At 74.9% G+C, this 17730-nt stretch carries 15 protein-coding genes; 9 read left to right on the top strand and 6 right to left on the bottom strand.

The genetic code is table 11. The annotated features are described in order from the left end of the window. Nucleotides 1–14: 14 nt before the first annotated feature. The gene (locus tag AC07A6_RS03245) at nt 15–479 is read right to left on the bottom strand and encodes a MarR family winged helix-turn-helix transcriptional regulator (protein WP_478775869.1); all 465 of its coding nucleotides are present in this window, start codon (nt 477–479) and stop codon (nt 15–17) included. A gap of 120 nt (nt 480–599) precedes the next feature. On the opposite strand from AC07A6_RS03245, the gene AC07A6_RS03250 reads away from it, so the two are divergent. After that, on the top strand, nt 600–1160 hold the full coding sequence (locus tag AC07A6_RS03250) for a DoxX family membrane protein (RefSeq protein WP_478775870.1): 561 nt from the start codon (nt 600–602) through the stop codon (nt 1158–1160). 72 nt (nt 1161–1232) lie between these two features. Next, on the top strand, nt 1233–3026 hold the full coding sequence (locus AC07A6_RS03255) for a glycoside hydrolase family 15 protein (protein ID WP_478775871.1): 1794 nt from the start codon (nt 1233–1235) through the stop codon (nt 3024–3026). A gap of 64 nt (nt 3027–3090) precedes the next feature. Here the strand turns inward: AC07A6_RS03255 and AC07A6_RS03260 are convergent, their stop codons facing one another. The 3 genes from AC07A6_RS03260 to AC07A6_RS03270 form a co-directional block, all read right to left on the bottom strand. Then, nucleotides 3091–4497 (bottom strand): APC family permease, encoded by a 1407-nt coding sequence (locus AC07A6_RS03260; RefSeq protein ID WP_478775872.1) that lies wholly within the window; start codon nt 4495–4497, stop codon nt 3091–3093. Nucleotides 4498–4986: 489 nt separating this feature from the next. Next, nucleotides 4987–7194: a PP2C family protein-serine/threonine phosphatase gene (locus AC07A6_RS03265; protein ID WP_478775873.1), complete on the bottom strand. Its 2208-nt coding sequence runs from the start codon at nt 7192–7194 to the stop codon at nt 4987–4989. 4 nt (nt 7195–7198) lie between these two features. Further along, nucleotides 7199–8611: an MFS transporter gene (locus AC07A6_RS03270; RefSeq protein WP_478776011.1), complete on the bottom strand. Its 1413-nt coding sequence runs from the start codon at nt 8609–8611 to the stop codon at nt 7199–7201. Nucleotides 8612–8869: 258 nt separating this feature from the next. On the opposite strand from AC07A6_RS03270, the gene AC07A6_RS03275 reads away from it, so the two are divergent. Both AC07A6_RS03275 and AC07A6_RS03280 read left to right on the top strand, forming a co-directional pair. Continuing rightward, nucleotides 8870–9787 carry a LysR family transcriptional regulator gene (locus tag AC07A6_RS03275; protein ID WP_478775874.1) on the top strand — a complete coding sequence of 306 codons (918 nt, stop codon included), beginning with the start codon at nt 8870–8872 and terminating at the stop codon, nt 9785–9787. A 99-nt stretch (nt 9788–9886) separates the two neighbouring features. Continuing rightward, nucleotides 9887–10603: a class I SAM-dependent methyltransferase gene (locus tag AC07A6_RS03280; RefSeq protein WP_478775875.1), complete on the top strand. Its 717-nt coding sequence runs from the start codon at nt 9887–9889 to the stop codon at nt 10601–10603. A gap of 15 nt (nt 10604–10618) precedes the next feature. Here the strand turns inward: AC07A6_RS03280 and AC07A6_RS03285 are convergent, their stop codons facing one another. Further along, entirely contained in the window at nt 10619–11530 is a 912-nt protein-coding gene (locus AC07A6_RS03285; protein WP_362464688.1) for an alpha/beta hydrolase, read from the bottom strand. Between the two features lie 227 nt (nt 11531–11757). On the opposite strand from AC07A6_RS03285, the gene tdh reads away from it, so the two are divergent. The 5 genes from tdh to AC07A6_RS03310 all read left to right on the top strand — a co-directional run bounded on the left by tdh (nt 11758) and on the right by AC07A6_RS03310 (nt 16736). Beyond that, entirely contained in the window at nt 11758–12786 is a 1029-nt protein-coding gene (gene tdh / locus AC07A6_RS03290; protein ID WP_362464686.1) for an L-threonine 3-dehydrogenase, read from the top strand. 474 nt (nt 12787–13260) lie between these two features. Beyond that, complete coding sequence (locus AC07A6_RS03295) at nt 13261–14469, top strand: glycine C-acetyltransferase (RefSeq protein WP_362464683.1); 1209 nt, start codon at nt 13261–13263, stop codon at nt 14467–14469. 12 nt (nt 14470–14481) lie between these two features. Then, nucleotides 14482–15396, top strand: coding sequence for a LysR family transcriptional regulator (locus AC07A6_RS03300; protein WP_478775876.1), 915 nt, complete (start codon nt 14482–14484; stop codon nt 15394–15396). 69 nt (nt 15397–15465) lie between these two features. Then, the gene (gene cpt, locus AC07A6_RS03305; protein WP_362464723.1) at nt 15466–16026 is read left to right on the top strand and encodes a chloramphenicol phosphotransferase CPT; all 561 of its coding nucleotides are present in this window, start codon (nt 15466–15468) and stop codon (nt 16024–16026) included. Between the two features lie 74 nt (nt 16027–16100). Then, entirely contained in the window at nt 16101–16736 is a 636-nt protein-coding gene (locus AC07A6_RS03310; RefSeq protein WP_362464677.1) for a VOC family protein, read from the top strand. Between the two features lie 57 nt (nt 16737–16793). Here AC07A6_RS03310 and AC07A6_RS03315 read toward each other — a convergent pair whose 3' ends face one another. Beyond that, on the bottom strand, nt 16794–17666 hold the full coding sequence (locus tag AC07A6_RS03315) for a LysR family transcriptional regulator (RefSeq protein WP_478775877.1): 873 nt from the start codon (nt 17664–17666) through the stop codon (nt 16794–16796). Nucleotides 17667–17730: the final 64 nt, after the last annotated feature.

A 17730-nucleotide genomic window follows, 5' to 3' on the forward strand; every position in this document is an offset into this window, starting at 1 on the left:
GCCGGGCCAGGCGGTCAGGCGCCCTGTTCGCGCAGGCGGCGGCTGACCTCGCCGAGGCCGTCGGCGAGGGCGTCGAGCTGTTCGGAGGTGAGGACGTCCACGAGGGCCTCGCGGACCGCCGTGACGTGGCCCGGGGCGGCCTCCTCCAGGCGGGTGCGGCCCGCGTCGGTGAGGACGGCGAAGACGCCCCGGACGTCGGAGGGGCAGCTGCGGCGGCGGACCAGGCCCGCCTTCTCCATCTGGCCGACCTGGTAGGTCAGGCCGCTCTTGGAGTTGATCAGCCCGTTGGCGAGCTCCGTCATGCGCAGCTCCTGGTCGGGTGCCGCGGCGAGCCGCACGAGGATCTCGTACTGGGGGTGGGAGAGTCCGGAATCATCCTTGAGCTGCTGGTCGAGCCGGCGGTTCACCAGGGCGGAGGCGGCCAGGAAGCCCCTCCAGGCGCGCATCTCCCGGTCGTCAAGCCATCTCGGTTCGTCCATGGCGCCAGGGTACACGAGTTGTTCGAATTTGAATCAACGGCTCGTCCGTGGCTATGGTCGGACTCAAGCAGGTTCGAATTTGAACCAATCACCTCGGGCCGCCCGACCGGAAGGACCCCCATGAGCAGCGCCACCGCCACCGCGACGAAGACCCCGGCCGCCGCCCAGGCCGCCGCCCCCACCGCCGGCACCTCCGCCCACGACGCCGGACTGCTCCTGCTGCGCGTCGTCCTCGGTCTCACCGTGGCCGCCCACGGCACCCAGAAGCTCTTCGGCTGGTTCGGCGGCGGCGGGATCAGCGGCACCGGCCAGTTCTTCACCGCCAGCGGCTACCCGGCGGGCGACGCCATGGCCGCCCTCGCCGGCCTGACCGAGACCCTCGGCGGCCTCGGCCTCGCCCTCGGCCTGCTCACCCCGCTCGCCGGTGCGGCCGTCACCGGCACGATGATCAACGCCCTGGCCGTCCACGGCGCCGGCGCCTTCTTCGCCCCGAAGGGCATGGAGTACGAGCTCCTGCTCGCCGCGGCCGCCGCCGCCCTCACCCTGGCCGGCCCCGGCCGCCTCGCCGTCGACCGGCTGCTGCCCGTCCCCGCCCTGCGTACCCACCGCCTCGCCCTCGGCGCCCAGGCCCTCGCCCTCGGCGTGCTCCTCGCCGTCGTGACGCTCTTCATCCGCGGCTAGGGTCCCGCCGACGGGCGGCGGCGGGCGGCCGCGGGCTGATTGACCCCAGAGGTTTGGGGGAAAAGCGGATGAATGACACAACCCATCGAAGACTACGCACTCATCGGCGACCTGATGACCAGCGCGCTGGTCGGCCGTGACGGGTCCATCGACTGGCTGTGCCTGCCGCACTTCGATTCCGCAGCCTGCTTCGCCGCCCTCCTCGGCACCAAGGAGAACGGCCACTGGCGCATCGCCCCGGCCACCGCAGAGAACGGCGAACGGTGCACGCGGCGGGCCTACCTGGACGGCTCGCTGGTCCTGGAGTCGTACTGGGAGACCGACGAGGGCACCGTCAAGGTCGTCGACTTCATGCCGCAGCGCGACGAGGCACCCGACGTCATGCGGATCGTCGAAGGGGTCTCCGGCCGGGTCGTCGTCCGCAGCACCCTGCGGCTGCGCTTCGACTACGGCCACGTCGTCCCCTGGGTCCGGCGCAGCGAGGGCGACCGGGTCGCGGTCGCCGGACCCGACTCGGTCTGGTTCCGCAGCGAGCCCCCCGTGCGGACCTGGGGCGAGGACCGCAGCACCCGCTCGGAGTTCACCGTCGGCCCCGGCGAGAAGGTCGCCTTCGTGCTGACCTGGCACCCCTCGCACGAGCCGCGCCCCGAGCCCGTCGACCCGTACGGGGCGCTGGAGCAGAGCCTCGCCGACTGGCGGGAGTGGGCCGGCCAGTGCCGCTACGAGGGCCCGTACGAGGAGGCCGTCACCCGCTCGCTGATCACCCTCAAGGCCCTCACCTTCGCCCCCACCGGCGGGATCGCCGCCGCCGCGACGACCTCCCTGCCCGAGGAGATCGGCGGGGTCCGCAACTGGGACTACCGCTACTGCTGGCTCCGCGACGCCACCCTGACCCTGGGCGCCCTGCTGTCCACCGGCTTCCTGGACGAGGCACGGGCCTGGCGGGGCTGGCTGCTGCGCGCCGTCGCCGGCGACCCGGCCGACCTCCAGATCATGTACGGCATCGCCGGCGAGCGCCGCATCCCCGAGACCGAACTGCCCTGGCTGCGCGGCTACGCGGGCTCCGCCCCGGTCCGGGTCGGCAACGCGGCCGTCGACCAGCTCCAGCTGGACGTGTACGGAGAGGTCCTGGACGCCCTGCACCTGGCGCGGGCCTCGGGGCTGGCCTCGGAGCGGCACGCCTGGAAGATCCAGCTCTCCCTCCTCGACTTCCTGGAGCGCAACTGGCACCGCCCGGACGAGGGGCTGTGGGAGGTGCGCGGCCCGCGCCGCCACTTCACCCACTCCAAGGTGATGGCCTGGGTGGCGGCCGACCGGGCCGTACGGACCCTGGAGAACGCCCCGCACATGCCGGGCGACGTCGAGCGCTGGCGGGCCATGCGGGACGAGGTGCACCGCGACGTCTGCGACAAGGGCTACGACCCCGAGCGGGGCACCTTCACCCAGTACTACGGCTCGCGCGAGCTGGACGCGGCCACCCTGCTCATCCCCCGCGTCGGCTTCCTCCCGCCCGACGACCCCCGCGTGATCGGCACCGTCGACGCCGTCCGGGCGGAGCTGGGCAGCAGCGGCCTGGTCCGCCGCTACAGCACCGAGGGGCCCTCCGTCGACGGGCTGCCCGGGGACGAGGGCACCTTCCTGGCCTGCTCGTTCTGGCTGGTCGACGCCCTGCACATGACCGGCCGGACCAAGGAGGCCCGCGAGCTCTTCGAGAAGCTGCTCGCGGTGCGCAACGACGTGGGCCTGCTCGCCGAGGAGTACGACACCCGAGCCGGACGCCAGCTCGGCAACTTCCCGCAGGCGTTCAGCCACGTCGGCCTGGTCAACACCGCCATCGCCCTGTCCGCCGCCGAAGCGGCCGGCTGACCCCGGCGGGCACGGCCGAGGGGCCGCCGCGAACCGCGACGGCCCCTCACCCGGGCGGAAGCGGTCAGACCGCCGGCTCGTCCTCCGCGTCGGGGATGCTGACCAGCCAGCGCGAGTCCGTCCGCGGCCGCAGGTACAGCGCCCAGTAGAGGGTGGCGACGGCGGTGATGCCGCCGGTCCACAGCAGGTACTGGGTCTCCTGCTGGGTCAGGATGTACGCGAACACGAGGACCAGCGCGATCGGCACGGCCGGCCACAGCGGCATCCGCCAGGCGGCCTTCTCGCCGTGCGCGCCGCGCCGGCTGAACAGCGCGGCCACCGCCACCAGCAGGTACATGCCGGTCACCGACACGCCGGTCACCCCGTACAGGGTGTCGAGGTTGACGAAGCACATCGCCGCGCCGGGCAGGCCGACCAGCAGTGTGGCCACCCAGGGGGAGCCGAAGCGGCCCAGCCGCGACAGGCCGCGGTTGACCGGCTCGGGCCAGGCCTTGTCGCGGGCCGAGGCGAAGAGCACCCGGGAGTTCTGGATGACCATGACGATGCCGGCGTTGACGATGGCCAGGGCCACGCAGAGGCTGACGAAGGTGCCGACGGCCGAGTTCGACCAGGCCGTCACCATCGCGCCGAGGTCGCCGGAGGTCAGCGCCTCCAGGTCCGGGGCGCCCATGGTGATCGCGATGACCGGGACCAGGATCACGGCGGAGGAGATCGCGAGGGTCGCGAGCACGGTCCGCGGGACGTTGCGGCGCGGCTGCTCCAGCTCCTCGGAGAGGTAGACGGCGGTGGAGAAGCCCTGGGTGACGAACAGCGCGATCGCCAGCCCGGAGACCACCATCATGGCCGTCACCGTGGAGACGCCGCCGCCCTCGGCGGCCACCGAACCGTGCACGAGGGCGTCGGCGCCCCGCTCGCTGTGGGCGAAGCCGAGCACGGCGACCAGCGCGGCGGCGACCACCTCCAGCACCAGGAAGATGCCGGTGATCCAGGCGTTGGCGCGCAGGTCCAGCAGACCGGCGAGGGTGGCGAGCAGCATCACGCCGGCGCCGGCCACCGGGGCCGGTACGTCGATCACGGGGGAGAGGTAGTCGGCCGTGCCCATGGCGATCACGGGCGGCACGATCATCACCACGAGCAGGGACAGCACGAAGACGAGCCAGCCGGCGAGCCGGCCCGCGAGGGTGGAGACCATGGCGTACTCGCCGCCGGCGCTGGGTATGAGCGTGCCCAGTTCCGAGTAGCAGAAGGCCACGCCCACGCAGAGCAGCGAGCCGATGGCGATGGTGAGCGCGGTCCAGGTGCCGAGGCCCGAGAAGAGGTCGGGCACGACGACGAAGAGGGTCGAGGCGGGCGTCACGCACGACAGCGTGAGCAGGGTCCCGCCGACGACGCCGATGGAACGCTTGAGCTTCTGCGGGGTGGGACCGGTGGCCGGGGCGAGGGCCTGGGGTGCGCTGATCGTGTCAGTCATCGGTGCGAGGTTCCGATCGGCAGTGTGGTGAAGGAGTGCGGGAGCGGTATCGCCTCCGGGGCGGTGGTGGGTACTTCGTTCGCGTGGCTCCCGGGCCGCTATGCAAGCTCCACGAGATCCGCAGGTCAATAGCTGTTCACCTGCGGAATCCATCGTGGATCACCCCTCCGGCGCACCGGCTTCGGTGTTAAGGCCGCGTAAATATTGACCGGGTGGGGGGTGCGGGAACCGCAGCGAGATCCAATGAATTTCCCTCCGCTTTGCCTGCGGGGAGGAGACCTTCCCGGGCGGCCGGACGGGAGCGCGGCGGGGGTTGTGACGGGGCCTGGGGTCCTGTGCCGCATGCGCCGGGATCGTCCCAGGGGGCGATGGGCGCGCGGCGGCGGGCCGTGAGACTTCCGGGACGAGACCGCTCGGCGGCCCCGGGCGGCCGCCGTACTGATCCGGGAGATCCGCGTGGCACGTGTACAGCAGCAGGGGCAAGGCCGGTTACGGGGCGCGGTGACGGCCGCGGCCGTCGGACTGCCCGGGGGCTCCGTCAGCGGTGCGGGAGGCCAGCAGCAGGGCGATGTCGTCCGGGCGGTCCGGCGTGCGGGCGGCCTCGGCGACCAGGCGGTCGGCCGTCTCCGTCAGCGGGGACGGCCGGGCCGCGGCCAGCGCCGCCCGCAGCCGTTCCACCCCGTCGTCGATGTCCGCCCCCGGCGTCTCCACCAGCCCGTCCGTGTACAGGGCGAGCACCTCGCCGGGCGCCAGCGCCACTTCCGTCACCGGGTACCGCGCCCCCGGGTCGATGCCGAGCAGTACCCCGCCCGCCAGGTCGAGCACCTCCGCCCGGCCGTCGGCCCGCCGCAGCAGCGGCTGCGGGTGCCCGGCGCGGGCGGCCAGCGCCCGGCCGGAGCCGGGGTCCAGCAGCACGTAGCAGCAGCTGGCGAACTGGCCCGGGTCGAGGTCGATCAGCAGCTGGTTCGTACCCCGCACCACCTGGTCCGGGGCGTTCCCGCTGAGCGCGAAGGCCCGTACGGCGCTGCGCAGTTGGCCCATGGTCGCGGCGGCCGCCACCCCGTGGCCCTGGACGTCCCCGATGACCAGCGCCAGCCGGCCCCCGTCCGTCTCGATGACGTCGTACCAGTCGCCGCCGACCTCCATGCCGTCCGTCCCCGGCAGGTACCGGCCCACCGTGGCCACCTCCCCCCGAACCGGCAGCCGGTGCGGCAGCAGGGCCGCCTGGAGCCCCCGGGCCAGCGCCGCCTCGCTGTCGTAGCGCCGGGCCCGCTCCAGGGCCTGCGCGATCAGGCCCGCCAGTGCCGTGAGGACCGTACGCTCCTCGGGGCTGAAGCCGCGCCGCTGGTCGAAGCCGAGGATGCAGGAGCCGACCGGGCGGCCGGAGGCGATCAGTGGCAGGAAGGCGCGGGCCCCCACCTCGGCGTCCAGCGGGATCCCCGGATAGGCCGCGGCGAGCTGCTCCATCGACTCGAAGAACAGCGGCCGGCCCGAGGTCAGGGTCTCCACCCCCGGCAGCCGCTCGTCCAGCGGGACCCCGTCGAAGCGGTCCAGGAACCCCACGGGGAAGCCCGTCTCCCAGGCGAGGTAGAGGTGCCGCTCGTCGAGCATGTAGATGGCCAGCTGCCGGCCGCCGAACGCGGGCAGCAGCTCCTCGGTGACCACGGCCGACACCTGGCGCGCGGTGACCGCCTCGGTCAGCGCGATCGCCAGGGCCACCGGCCGGTACAGGGCGGAGGCCCGGTCGGCGGGTGAACCGAGGCCGGGGCCCGGCCGGGCCACCGAGGCGGGCGCGTAGGCGGGCGGTTCGGCGGCCTCCAGGGTCACCGTCACCCCCGAGGGGCCCGGGTACAGGCCCACCGACAGCCACTCGGTGCCGGTCCGGTCCGCGTCGGACCCGGCGTCGGCATCTGCGGGCCCGCACCGGGCCGCGAAGCGCGCGGGCTCCCCGGAGACGAACACCCCGCGCACGTGGTCCTCGTACGCGGACTGGCCGAGCCACGGCAGCACCTCCCACAGCGCGCGCCCGTGCAGCAGGGCCGCGGGCCGCCCGAGCAGTTCCCCGGCGGCGGTGTTGGCGAAGCCGACGGCACCCTGCCGGTCCACGGACAGCACCGCCGCCCCGAGCCGGTCCACGGCCTCCCGGGCGGCCTCCGCACCGGCCGCGGGCCAGGGCACGCACAGCGGATCACCGTCCCACAGCACCGGCTCCCCGGCGGCCCGCAGCGCCTCCAGCTCCCCGGCCAGCCCGGCGGCCGTCGCCCGCAGCCGCTCCCGCTCACCGGCCCCGAGCACCGCCCCCGGCGTGGCCGGCCGCAGCACCAGCAGCACCCCGAACCGCTCCGGCCCGGCGCCGACCGGCTCGTAGAACGACCCGAAGCGGAAGGGCAGCCCGGCCATCAGCTGGGGGAAGCGCCGCATCGCCGATTCCGCGTCCGGCAGGTGCACCGCCTGCCCGGTGCGGTACGCCTCGGCGACCGGGTACGGCCGGTTCACCTGCATCCGCCACCACGGCCGGAACAGCCGCCCCGGCAGGCCCGTGACCACCGCCATCCGCAGCAGCCCGTCCGTGCCCGAGCGCAGGTAGACCCCGCCCGCGTACCCGTCGACGGCCCGGGCGGCGCCCACCGCCGCCCGCGCGAGCGCCCGGTCCCTGGCGGCGGGGGCCGGGCCGGAACCGTCCGCTCTCGCCGTCACACAGTCAGGATGCGCCCTCGCCCCCGGCGGCTGCACCCGTTCGTCCCGGGCCGCTCCCGCGGAATCCGCGGACCACCCCCGCCGCGGCGACGAGCAGCACGCACGCCACCGCGCGCAGCGCCACCCCCATCGCGTCGGTGAAGGCGGCCGCCTGCGCGGGATCCGACGGGTTCCCGTGGAAACGGGAGGCCAGCACCGTGCCGACCACCGCCACGCCCAGCGCCGCGCCGATCTCCCGGGCGGCGGTGTTCAGCCCCGAACCCAGCCCCGCCTGGTGCGGCGGCAGCTGCGAGACCACCGTCAGGGTCAGCGAGGGCGCGCACAGCCCGGTCCCGGCCGACAGCACCAGCAGGTAGCAGCCGTAGACGGCGTACGGGGTGCCCCCGTCGGCGGTGGACACCAGCAGCAGCCCGGCCGCGATCAGGAGCAGCCCGGCCCCGACCGGCAGCCGGGGCCCGGTCCGCTGGGCGAGCCGCGCGCCCAGCCGGGGCACCACCGCCATGCCGACGGTGAGCGGGACGATCGCCAGTCCCGCCAGGGCCGGCGAGAAGCCCTTGGCGTACTGGAGGTACTGGGCGTTGACGAAGAACAGGGAGAACAGCCCGAAGAAGGCGGCCCCGATGCCCAGCGTCCCCGCCCGCAGCCCGCGCGAGGCGAACACCCGCGGGTCCAGCAGCGGGCGGGCGGCGCGCAGCGCGTACCCGGTGAAGGCGGCCAGCAGCACCGCCCCGGCCCCGAAGGAGCCCAGGACGCGGAGCGAGGACCAGCCGTACGAGGGCCCCTCGATGATCCCGTGGACCACCGCGAACAGCGCCCCGGCCAGCACCAGGGCCCCGAGCGGGTCGACGGCCGCGTCGGCGCGCGACGGCGTGCGCGGCACCGCGAGGGCCACGGCGAGGGCGAGCAGCGCGCCCACCGGGACGACCCCCCAGAACAGGGCTCGCCAGGTGAGGAACTCGCCGGCCAGGCCGCCGAACACGTTGCCCGCCAGGCCCCCGAGGCCGGCGGACAGCGTCCAGGTGGCCAGCGCCTGCGCGCGCCGCTCGGGCGGGGTCAGGTGGACCAGCACGGACATGGTGGCGGGCATGACGAGCGCCGCCCCGGCCCCGGACAGCCCGCGTCCGGCGATCAGTACCGCCGGGCCGGGGGCGAGGGCGCTGAGTGCCGCGCCGGCGGAGAACAGGCCGAGCCCGGCCAGCAGGGCGCCCTTGCGCCCGTACCGGTCGCCGAGGGCCCCGGCCGGGATCAGCAGCGCGGCGAAGACGATCACGTACGCGTCGACCGTCCACAGCAGCCCGCCCGGGGACGGGTGCAGGGCGGAGGCGGCGAGCTGGGGGATCAGCAGGTTGACGGCGGCGACCATGCCCTGGGCGACGAGCACGCAGGCACACAGCACCAGCAGGGCGGGGCGGGACAGGCCCGGGGTGGCCGGCTCGGACGGTCCGGGCGGTCCGGCCGGGGGCTCCGTTCGGGCGGGGGCGGGGGCGGGGGCCGGGGCGGCGGCCGGGGGCCGGGCCGGGGACGGTGTGCGGGCATGGCGGAGCACGGCTCCTCCTCGGAGTCGTCGAAAGGCGGTGGAAGGGGGGCGGGGGAGGGCCGGTCCGGCCCGATCGCCCCGGAAACCACCGTAGGGTTGGCCCGACCTGCTTTCCAGTGCAAGTTCTGCAAGGGATGAATGCGTGTGACGCAATCCGGATCCGGCCTGCCCGGGGTGGACCTCAACCTGCTCGTCGCCCTGGACGTCCTCCTGGAGGAGTCGAGCGTCTCCCGGGCCGCCGCCCGGCTGCACCTCTCCGAGCCCGCCATGAGCCGCACCCTGGGCCGGATCCGCAAGGCCCTCGGCGACCCCGTCCTCGTCCGCGCCGGGCGCACGATGGTCCCCACCCCGCACGCGCTCTCCGTCCAGGGGGAGGTCCGGGCCGTGGTGGAACGCGCCCGCGCCCTGTTCCTCACGGGCGGCCGGGTCGACCTGGAGACCCTGACCCGCACCTTCACCGTCCTGGCCCACGACTCCTTCGCCGCGGCCTTCGGCGCCGCGCTCTTCCGGCGGGCGGCCGGCGAGGCGCCGGGGGTGCGGCTGCGGTTCCTCTCCGAGAGCCACGTCGACCTCCCGCTGCTCCGCGAAGGGGCCGCGGACCTGGAGTTCGGCGTCATCGACTCCCGCTCGCCCGAGGTGCGCACCGAGCACCTCTTCGAAGACCGGGTGCTCGGCGTCGTACGCGCCGGACACCCGCTGCTGCGCGGCCGGATCACCGCGCGCCGGTTCGCCGACGGGGAGCACCTGACCGTGTCGCGGCGCGGCCGGCTGGAGGGGCCGGTGGACGACGCCCTCGCGGAGCTGGGGCTGGCCCGCCGGGTGGTGGGCAGCATGGCCTCGTTCTCGGCGTCCCTCTTCGTGCTGCGCCAGACCGACCTGATCGGCCTGGCCGCCTCCAGGACCGTCCCGCAGACCGAGGCGCTCGGCCTCGTCACCTTCGAGGTCCCGCTGGAGCTGCCGCCGCTGCCGGTCGGTCTCGCCTGGCACCCCCGCCACGACGCCGACCCGGCGCACCTCTGGCTGCGCACCTGCGCCCGCGAGCTGCTGCCCGCCTGACACCCCCAGGCGCTGCGATGCGCCGAACGCCTCCCCCGAAGGGGGGAACAGGCCGCCGGGCACGCCGTCGGCCGCACCCCCGCCGGGGAGGCTTCCGGCATGCGACACCAGTACGACGACACGCACCCGGCACCCCGCGCGGCGTTCACGGCGGCCGACGCCTTCACCCTGCGCACCGCCCTCGACGCCCTCGGCGGGGTCCGCGACCTCGACACCCTCGACGTGGCCTGCGGGCACGGCGGAACCGCCGCACTGCTGGCGAGCGGCGGCGCCCGGCGCACCGTCGGCGTCGACAACTGCCCGGACCGGGTCCGCCGGGCCCGGGCGTCCGCGCCGTCCTCCGCCACCGTCGAGTACGTGGTCGCGGACGCCGCCGACATGCCGCAGCTCGGCCCCTTCGACCTGGCCACCGCCGTCTACCTGTTCAGCCACGCCCCCGACCGGGCGGCCCTGCACGCCATGTTCCGCGGCATCCGCGCCAACCTGCGCCCCGGCGGGCGGCTGCTGTCGCTCGTCCGCAACCCGGGCGCGTACCCGCGCGTGGACTGGTCCCCGTACGGGATGCGCATCCTCGACCGGCTGCCGGAGGGCGACGCCCCGCTGCTGAAGGCGCAGTTCCTGACCGAGCCCCCGCAGCACTTCGAGTACCGCGAATGGGCGCACGCCGACTTCGCCGAAGCCGCCGTCGACGCCGGCTTCAGCACCGTCGGCTGGCAGCCCTCCCGCACCCCGCCCGCCGACGCCGCGCGCGACGAGGCGTACTGGACGGCGTACCGGGCCTGGCCGGTCAGCTCGCTGATGACGTGCACCGCGTAGGCGGCGGCCCCCGGATCAGTCCTGCTCGGCGGTCTCCCCGATGAGCTCGACGATCCTCTCCCTGGCCGCCCGCCCCTCCGGGACCGGCAGCAACGGGTACCCGTGCGGCATGCCCGGCTCCTCGTGCCACTCCACCCGCGCCCCGGCCGCGGCGGCCCGCCGCCGCAGCTCGTGGCTGTCGGTGGCCAGCACGTCCCGGGTCCCGGTGAACACCGTCAGCGGCGCCAGCCCCTCGAAGGAGCCGTGCAGCGGGCTCACCCGGGGGTCGTCCGACGCGAGGGTCCCCGCGTACAGCCGCCCCGCCTCGGCCAGTCCCGCCCGGGCCAGCACCGGATCGGCCGCCTCCAGCGCGGCCTGGCCGGGGTGGCTCATGCTCAGGTCGAGCCAGGGGGAGATCAGCACGATCCGCGACGGCTGCGCCCCGGTCCGCTCCCGCAGCCGCTGCGCGGCGGCCAGCGCCAGCCCGGCGCCCGCGGAGTCCCCGATCAGCACCGTCCCGCCGGCGCCGCCGCTCTCGATGAGACCGCTCAGCAGATCGGCGGCCACCGGGACGTTCCGGTCGGCGGTGCCGCGCGGGGCGAGCACGTACGCCGGGACGACCACCCGGGCCCGGGCCCGGGTCACCAGGGTCCGGATCAGCGACCAGTGCGGCCGGACCAGCTCGTCGATGTACGCCCCGCCGTGCACGTACAGCACCCGCGCCACGGGCTCCTGCCCGCGCGGCGAGGCGTCGTACACCGGCCAGGCCCCGACGAAGGTCCGCGACAGCTCCGCGACCCGCCCCAGCGAGCGCGGCGGCAGATGCGAAGCGGGCCTGCGGGCCGCCTGGGCCACGGCCGCCCGGACCGCCTCCGCGGTCGCGAAGCGTCTTCGCCGCCCCGTCGCCACCAGTGCGGCCGAAAGCGCCCTGCTGCGCAGACTCGGCACGCCCCTCACCTCCCCTTTTCCCCGGTGAGGGACCATAGCGCGGCTTCCGCCCCCGGGCCCCATCCCCGTCCAGGGAGGAGCATAGGCGTGAAGCTGCGCTGTCGACCCGCTTAAGAAAGTCTCGATGGACTGATCACCGCGACGATCGGCAGATTGGTGCCCGTCACCAACGCCACCCGCGTCACAGCGGGAGCGGCAACACCCTTCGCACGCCTGGAGCCACCGCCATGAAGGCACTCGTCAAGCACAAGGCCGAGCCCGGGCTGTGGCTCATGGACGTCCCCGAGCCCGAGTACGGCCCCGGCGACGTGCTGATCAAGGTGCTGCGGACCGGTATCTGCGGCACCGACCTGCACATCCGCGCCTGGGACGGCTGGGCGCAGGGCGCCGTCAAGACCCCGCTCGTGCTCGGCCACGAGTTCGTCGGCGAGGTCGCGGCGGTCGGCGCGGACGTCCGCGACATCGAGACCGGCGCCCTGGTCAGCGGCGAGGGCCACCTGGTGTGCGGGAAGTGCCGCAACTGCCTGGCCGGCCGCCGCCACCTGTGCCGCTCCACGATCGGGCTCGGGGTCGGCCGTGACGGCGCCTTCGCCGAGTACGTGGTCCTGCCCGCGCAGAACGTGTGGGTGCACCGGACCGCCGTGGACCTCGACGTGGCGGCCATCTTCGACCCCTTCGGCAACGCCGTGCACACCGCGCTGTCCTTCCCGCTGGTCGGCGAGGACGTGCTGATCACGGGGGCCGGCCCGATCGGCATCATGGCGGCGGCCGTCGCCAAGCACGCCGGCGCGCGGAACGTGGTCATCACCGACGTCAGCCCCGAGCGGCTGGAGATCGCCCGCAAGGCCGGCGCCACGCTCGCGGTGAACGTCGCCGAGTCCTCCATCGCCGAGGCGCAGACCCGGCTGGGGCTGCGCGAGGGCTTCGACATCGGCCTGGAGATGTCGGGCCGCGCGGAGGCGATGCGCGACATGATCGACAACATGACGCACGGCGGCAGGATCGCGATGCTCGGCCTGCCGGCCCAGGAGTTCCCGGTGGACTGGGCGAAGGTCGTCACCTCGATGATCACCATCAAGGGGATCTACGGGCGTGAGATGTTCGAGACCTGGTACGCGATGACGGTGCTGCTGGAGGGCGGGCTCGACCTGTCCCCGGTCATCACCGGCCGCTACTCGCACCGCGACTTCCAGGCCGCCTTCGACGAGGCCGCGACCGCCCGCAGCGGCAAGATCATCCTCGACTGGACCGCGTAGCCCTCCGGCGGCAGCCCGGCCGGGCCCCTGACCTTGACCCGGACCCGGGTCCCGGGCGGCGGCCGCCCCGGACCCCCGCACACGGGCCTCGGCCCGGGGCATGGGCCGGAAACGGTCAGGGTCCTGTTCCGGGTGTCCCGGTCGGGACTCCGGGACAGGGCCTCGGCCCCGGGCCGGGACTCCGGGCCGGAGGTCCGACGGCGGAGCCGTCCGCGGGCCGACGGCGCGGGGCGGCCGCGTACGGCCCGAGCCCGCCGCCGCAGGGGTCGGGAGTCGCCAACGTCGTCCCTGGCGGGAGCCGACCGGCCGGCCGCCGCAACCACAAGACCATCTCCCTCCGGGCCGGGCCCCGCACACCCTCCCCCCTCCGCGGGGCCCGGCCCCCCTCAGACCACTCCCGCCCCGCCGGGCGGCACCCGGCCCCCTCCTCCCCGTCCGCCGGACGGCGACCCGCACAAGGAGAAACCGAAGCCCATGTTCGAGTCCGTACGCGAAGACCTCCGCACCACCCTCGACGAGATCCGCGCCGCGGGCCTGCACAAGCCCGAGCGCGTCATCGGCACCCCGCAGAACGCCGCCGTCGCCGTCACCGCGGGCGGCGCCCCCGGCGAGGTGCTGAACTTCTGCGCCAACAACTACCTCGGGCTGGCCGACCACCCCGAGGTGGTCGCCGCCGCCAAGGACGCCCTCGACCGCTGGGGCTACGGCATGGCCTCGGTCCGCTTCATCTGCGGCACCCAGGAGGTGCACAAGGAGCTGGAGGCCCGCCTGTCGGCCTTCCTCGGCCAGGAGGACACGATCCTCTACTCCTCCTGCTTCGACGCCAACGGCGGCGTCTTCGAGACCCTGCTCGGCGCCGAGGACGCGGTGATCTCCGACGCCCTCAACCACGCCTCGATCATCGACGGCATCCGCCTCTCCAAGGCCCGCCGCTTCCGCTACGCCAACCGCGACATGGCCGAGCTGGAGGCCCGCCTCAAGGAGGCCTCCGAGGGCGGCGCCCGCCGCAAGCTCATCGTCACCGACGGCGTCTTCTCCATGGACGGCTACGTCGCCCCGCTCCAGGAGATCTGCGACCTCGCCGACCGCTACGACGCCATGGTCATGGTCGACGACTCGCACGCCGTCGGCTTCGTCGGCCCCGGCGGCCGCGGCACCCCCGAGCTGCACGGGGTCATGGACCGCGTCGACATCATCACCGGCACCCTCGGCAAGGCCCTCGGCGGCGCCTCCGGCGGCTACGTCGCCGCCCGCGCCGAGATCGTCGAGCTGCTGCGCCAGCGCTCGCGCCCGTACCTGTTCTCCAACTCCCTCGCCCCGGTCATCGCCGCCGCCTCCCTCAAGGTCCTCGACCTGCTGGAGTCCGCCGGCGACCTGCGCGAGCGCCTCGCGGACAACACCAAGCTGTTCCGCACGAAGATGACCGAGGCCGGCTTCGAGATCCTGCCCGGCGACCACGCCATCGCCCCCGTGATGATCGGCGACGCCGCCGAGGCGGGCCGGATGGCGGAGCTGCTGCTGGAGCGCGGCGTGTACGTGATCGGCTTCTCGTACCCGGTCGTCCCGCTCGGCGCGGCCCGCATCCGCGTCCAGCTCTCGGCGGCCCACTCGACGGCCGACGTGGAGCGCGCGGTGGCCGCCTTCGTGGACGCCCGCGCGGCGCTTTCCGCTGCTCAGGGCTGACATCATGGGGGTGTGATCGACCCCCGCCGGCTGCGCATCCTGCGGGCCGTGGCGGACCACCGTACGGTGACCGCCGCGGCCGCAGCGCTGTACCTCACCCCCTCCGCCGTCTCCCAGCAGCTCGCCGCGCTGGAACAGGAGACCGGCCACGCGCTGCTGACCCGCAGCGGCCGGGGCGTACGGCTCACCGCGGCCGGGGAGATCCTGCTGGGCCACGCCCACGAGGTGCTGGCCCAGCTGGAGCGCGCCGAGGCGGAACTCGCCGCCTACGCGGGCGGTTCCGCGGGCGAGGTCACGGTGGCGGCCTTCGCCACCGGCATCGCCGAGGTGCTGGCCCCCGCCATCGCCCGCCTCGCCCTGGAACACCCGGGCATCCGGCTCCGGGTCCGGGACGCGGAGGGCGACCAGAGCCTGCCGCTGCTGCTCGACGGGGAGGCCGACCTGGCCCTCGCGGTGGAGTACCGGGGCGCGCCCGGCGCCGACGACGGCAGGCTGTCGGTTCTCCCGCTGTACGCGGAGCCCTTCGACGCGGTGCTGCCCGCCGGGCACCCGCTCGCCGACCTGCCCGCCGTGGCGCTGGCGGACCTCTCCGACTCGGACTGGGTCGGCCAGTACCCGGGCAACCCCTGCTACGACGTGACCCTGCTGGCGTGCGAACTGGCCGGGTTCCAGCCGCGCTTCGTGCACTCCTCCGACGACTTCCGCGCGGTGACCGCCCTGGTCGGCGCGGGCGCGGGGGTGGCGCTGGTGCCGCGTTCGGCGCTGCGCGGCATGGACCTCAAGGAGGCCCGGGTACGCCCGGTCGCGGGCCCGGCCGCCACCCGCCGGGTCTTCGCCGCCACCCGCCGCGGCGCCGAGTCCCACCCGCTGATCGCCCCGGTCCTGGCGGCCCTGGCCCGTGAGGCCCAGCGGGTCCCGGCGCACTGAGGACGCCCGGCCGAAACCCCCTGGCCAAGCGGCGGGCGGCCGCCCTACGGTGGCGCGGTGACCATTCGGATGATCGTTCTCAACGGCGCGTCCAGCTCGGGGAAGTCCGGGATCGTGCGCTGCCTCCAGGCCGAACTGCCCGAGCCGTGGCTGGCGTACGGATGCGACTCCTTCGTCGACTCCCTTCCCGCGAGGATGCGGGGTTCGGACGGGGGGATCGTCTTCGCCGAGGACGGCGGCGTGGACGTCGGGGCGGACTTCAGGGAGCTGGAGGCGGCCTGGATGGAGGGCATCGCGGCGATGGCCCGGGCCGGCGCCCGGATCGTCGTCGACGACGTGTTCCTCGGCGGGGCCGAGTCCCAGAAGCGCTGGCAGCGGGCCCTGGACGGCCTGGACGTGCTGTGGGTCGCCGTCCGGTGCGACCCCGGGGCCGCCGTGGGCCGGGAGATCGCCCGCGGCGACCGCATCCCGGGCATGGCCGCCTCTCAGGCGGCCGTGGTCCACGTGGGCGTCACCTACGACCTGGAGGTCGACACCACGCACACCGAGTCCATGGCCTGCGCCCGCACGATCGCCGCCCGTCTGCGCCAGGGGGCGTCCGCCCGGCCCGGCGATCCGCTCCACGGCTGAATCCGCGGCGGCCGCGGCCGGGGCGGCGGGCGTGGCGTCGGGATCCGTACCGGTCGTCGGGGGAGGATGGCGCGGTGCGACTTGATCACGTGTCCTATGCGGTGGCCCGCGACAGCTTCGTCTCGACCGTTCAGTGGATCGGGTCGGCCCTCGGTGCCGGGTTCGTCGACGGGGGCGTGCACCCGCGGTTCGGCACCCGCAACTTCATCCTCCCGCTGAGCGGCGGCACCTACGTCGAGGTCGTCACCACGCTCGACCACCCCGCCGCCGACCGTGCACCCTTCGGCCGGGCGGTCGCGCGCCGCGCCGCCGAGGGTGGCGGCTGGCTCGGCTGGGTGGTCTCCGTCGACGACATCGCCCCGGTCGAGGCCCGCCTCGGCCGCACTTCGGCCGAGGGCCACCGCGTCCGCCCCGACGGGTTCGACCTGAGGTGGAAGCAGATCGGCCTGCTGGAGCTGATGGAGGACCCGCAACTGCCGTACTTCCTCCAGTGGCTGGTCCCCGCCGAGGAACGCCCGAGCGCCGACCCGCGCACCCCCACCAGCATCCACGGGGTCTCCCTCGCGGGCGACGCCGCCTCCATCGCCGAATTCCTCGGCGAACCGGCCGACCACCCGCTCGACCAGATCGACGTCACCTGGGTCGAGGACGAGGAACCGGGCCTGGTCGCGGTCGAGTTCGCCACGGCCAAGGGCCCGGTCACGATCTGACCGGTCCCCGACCCCGGCCCCGACCCCGACCGCCCCGCGCGAGCGGCCGGCCGGGGTTCAGGCGCGCAGCGCCGCGAGGAGGCCGGTGCGCAGGAGCCGTACGGCCGGGGAGTGCTGGTCGGGGCGGGTGACGAGGCCGAGCCGGGCGTGCGTGGCGGCGTCGGTGAGCGGGACCGTCCGCAGGCCGGAGCCCTGCGCGGAGGAGGCGCTGAGGACGGCGACGCCCGCGCCGCGCTCGGCGAGGCGGAGCAGGGCGGCGGGGGAGCTGGCGTCGAGGTCCACGCGGGGGTCCAGGCCGAGCCGGCGGCAGGAGTCCTCGTAGGCGGCGCGGATGCCGGTGCCCCGGGACAGGCACAGGACCTTCTCGTCCCCGAGGCCGGCGAGCCGCAGTGCCGGCCGGTCGAGCGGGTGCCCGGCGGGCACGACGGCGGCGAGGGGCTCGTCGATGACGACGTCCGCCTCCAGGCCCGGGGCGGCCTCGCCCGCGTAGCCGATCAGGGCGAGGTCGAGGGCGCCGGCCAGGACCTGGGACTGGAGGGCGTCCGAGTGGTCCTCGTGCAGGCTGAGCTCGATGCCGGGGTGGGTGCGGCCCAGGTCGGCGACGGTGTCCAGGAAGGGCGCGATCGAGCAGCCCGCGATCATGCCGAGCCGGACCCGGCCGCGGACGGCTTCGGCGAACTCGGCGGCGGTGTGCCGGATGGCGTCGAGGGTGGCGAGGGCGTTCTTCGCCAGGGGGAGGACGGCTTCGCCGGCCGAGGTGAGGGCCACCCGGCGTCCGCCGCGGTCGAGCAGCTGCTGCCCCAGCTCGCGCTCCAGCTTCGCCACCTGGGTGCTGATGCCCGACTGGCTGACGTGCAGGCGCTGGGCGGCACCGGTGAAGGTGCCCTCGTCCACGACGGCGGCGAAGTAGCGCAGCTGATGCATCTCCATATCCAGTGATGATAGTTCCCATCGGAACCATCTGTTGGACGGATGGAGGAGCCCGGCGGAAGGA

The sequence above is a fragment of the Streptomyces sp. NPDC044002 genome, assembly GCF_056434525.1.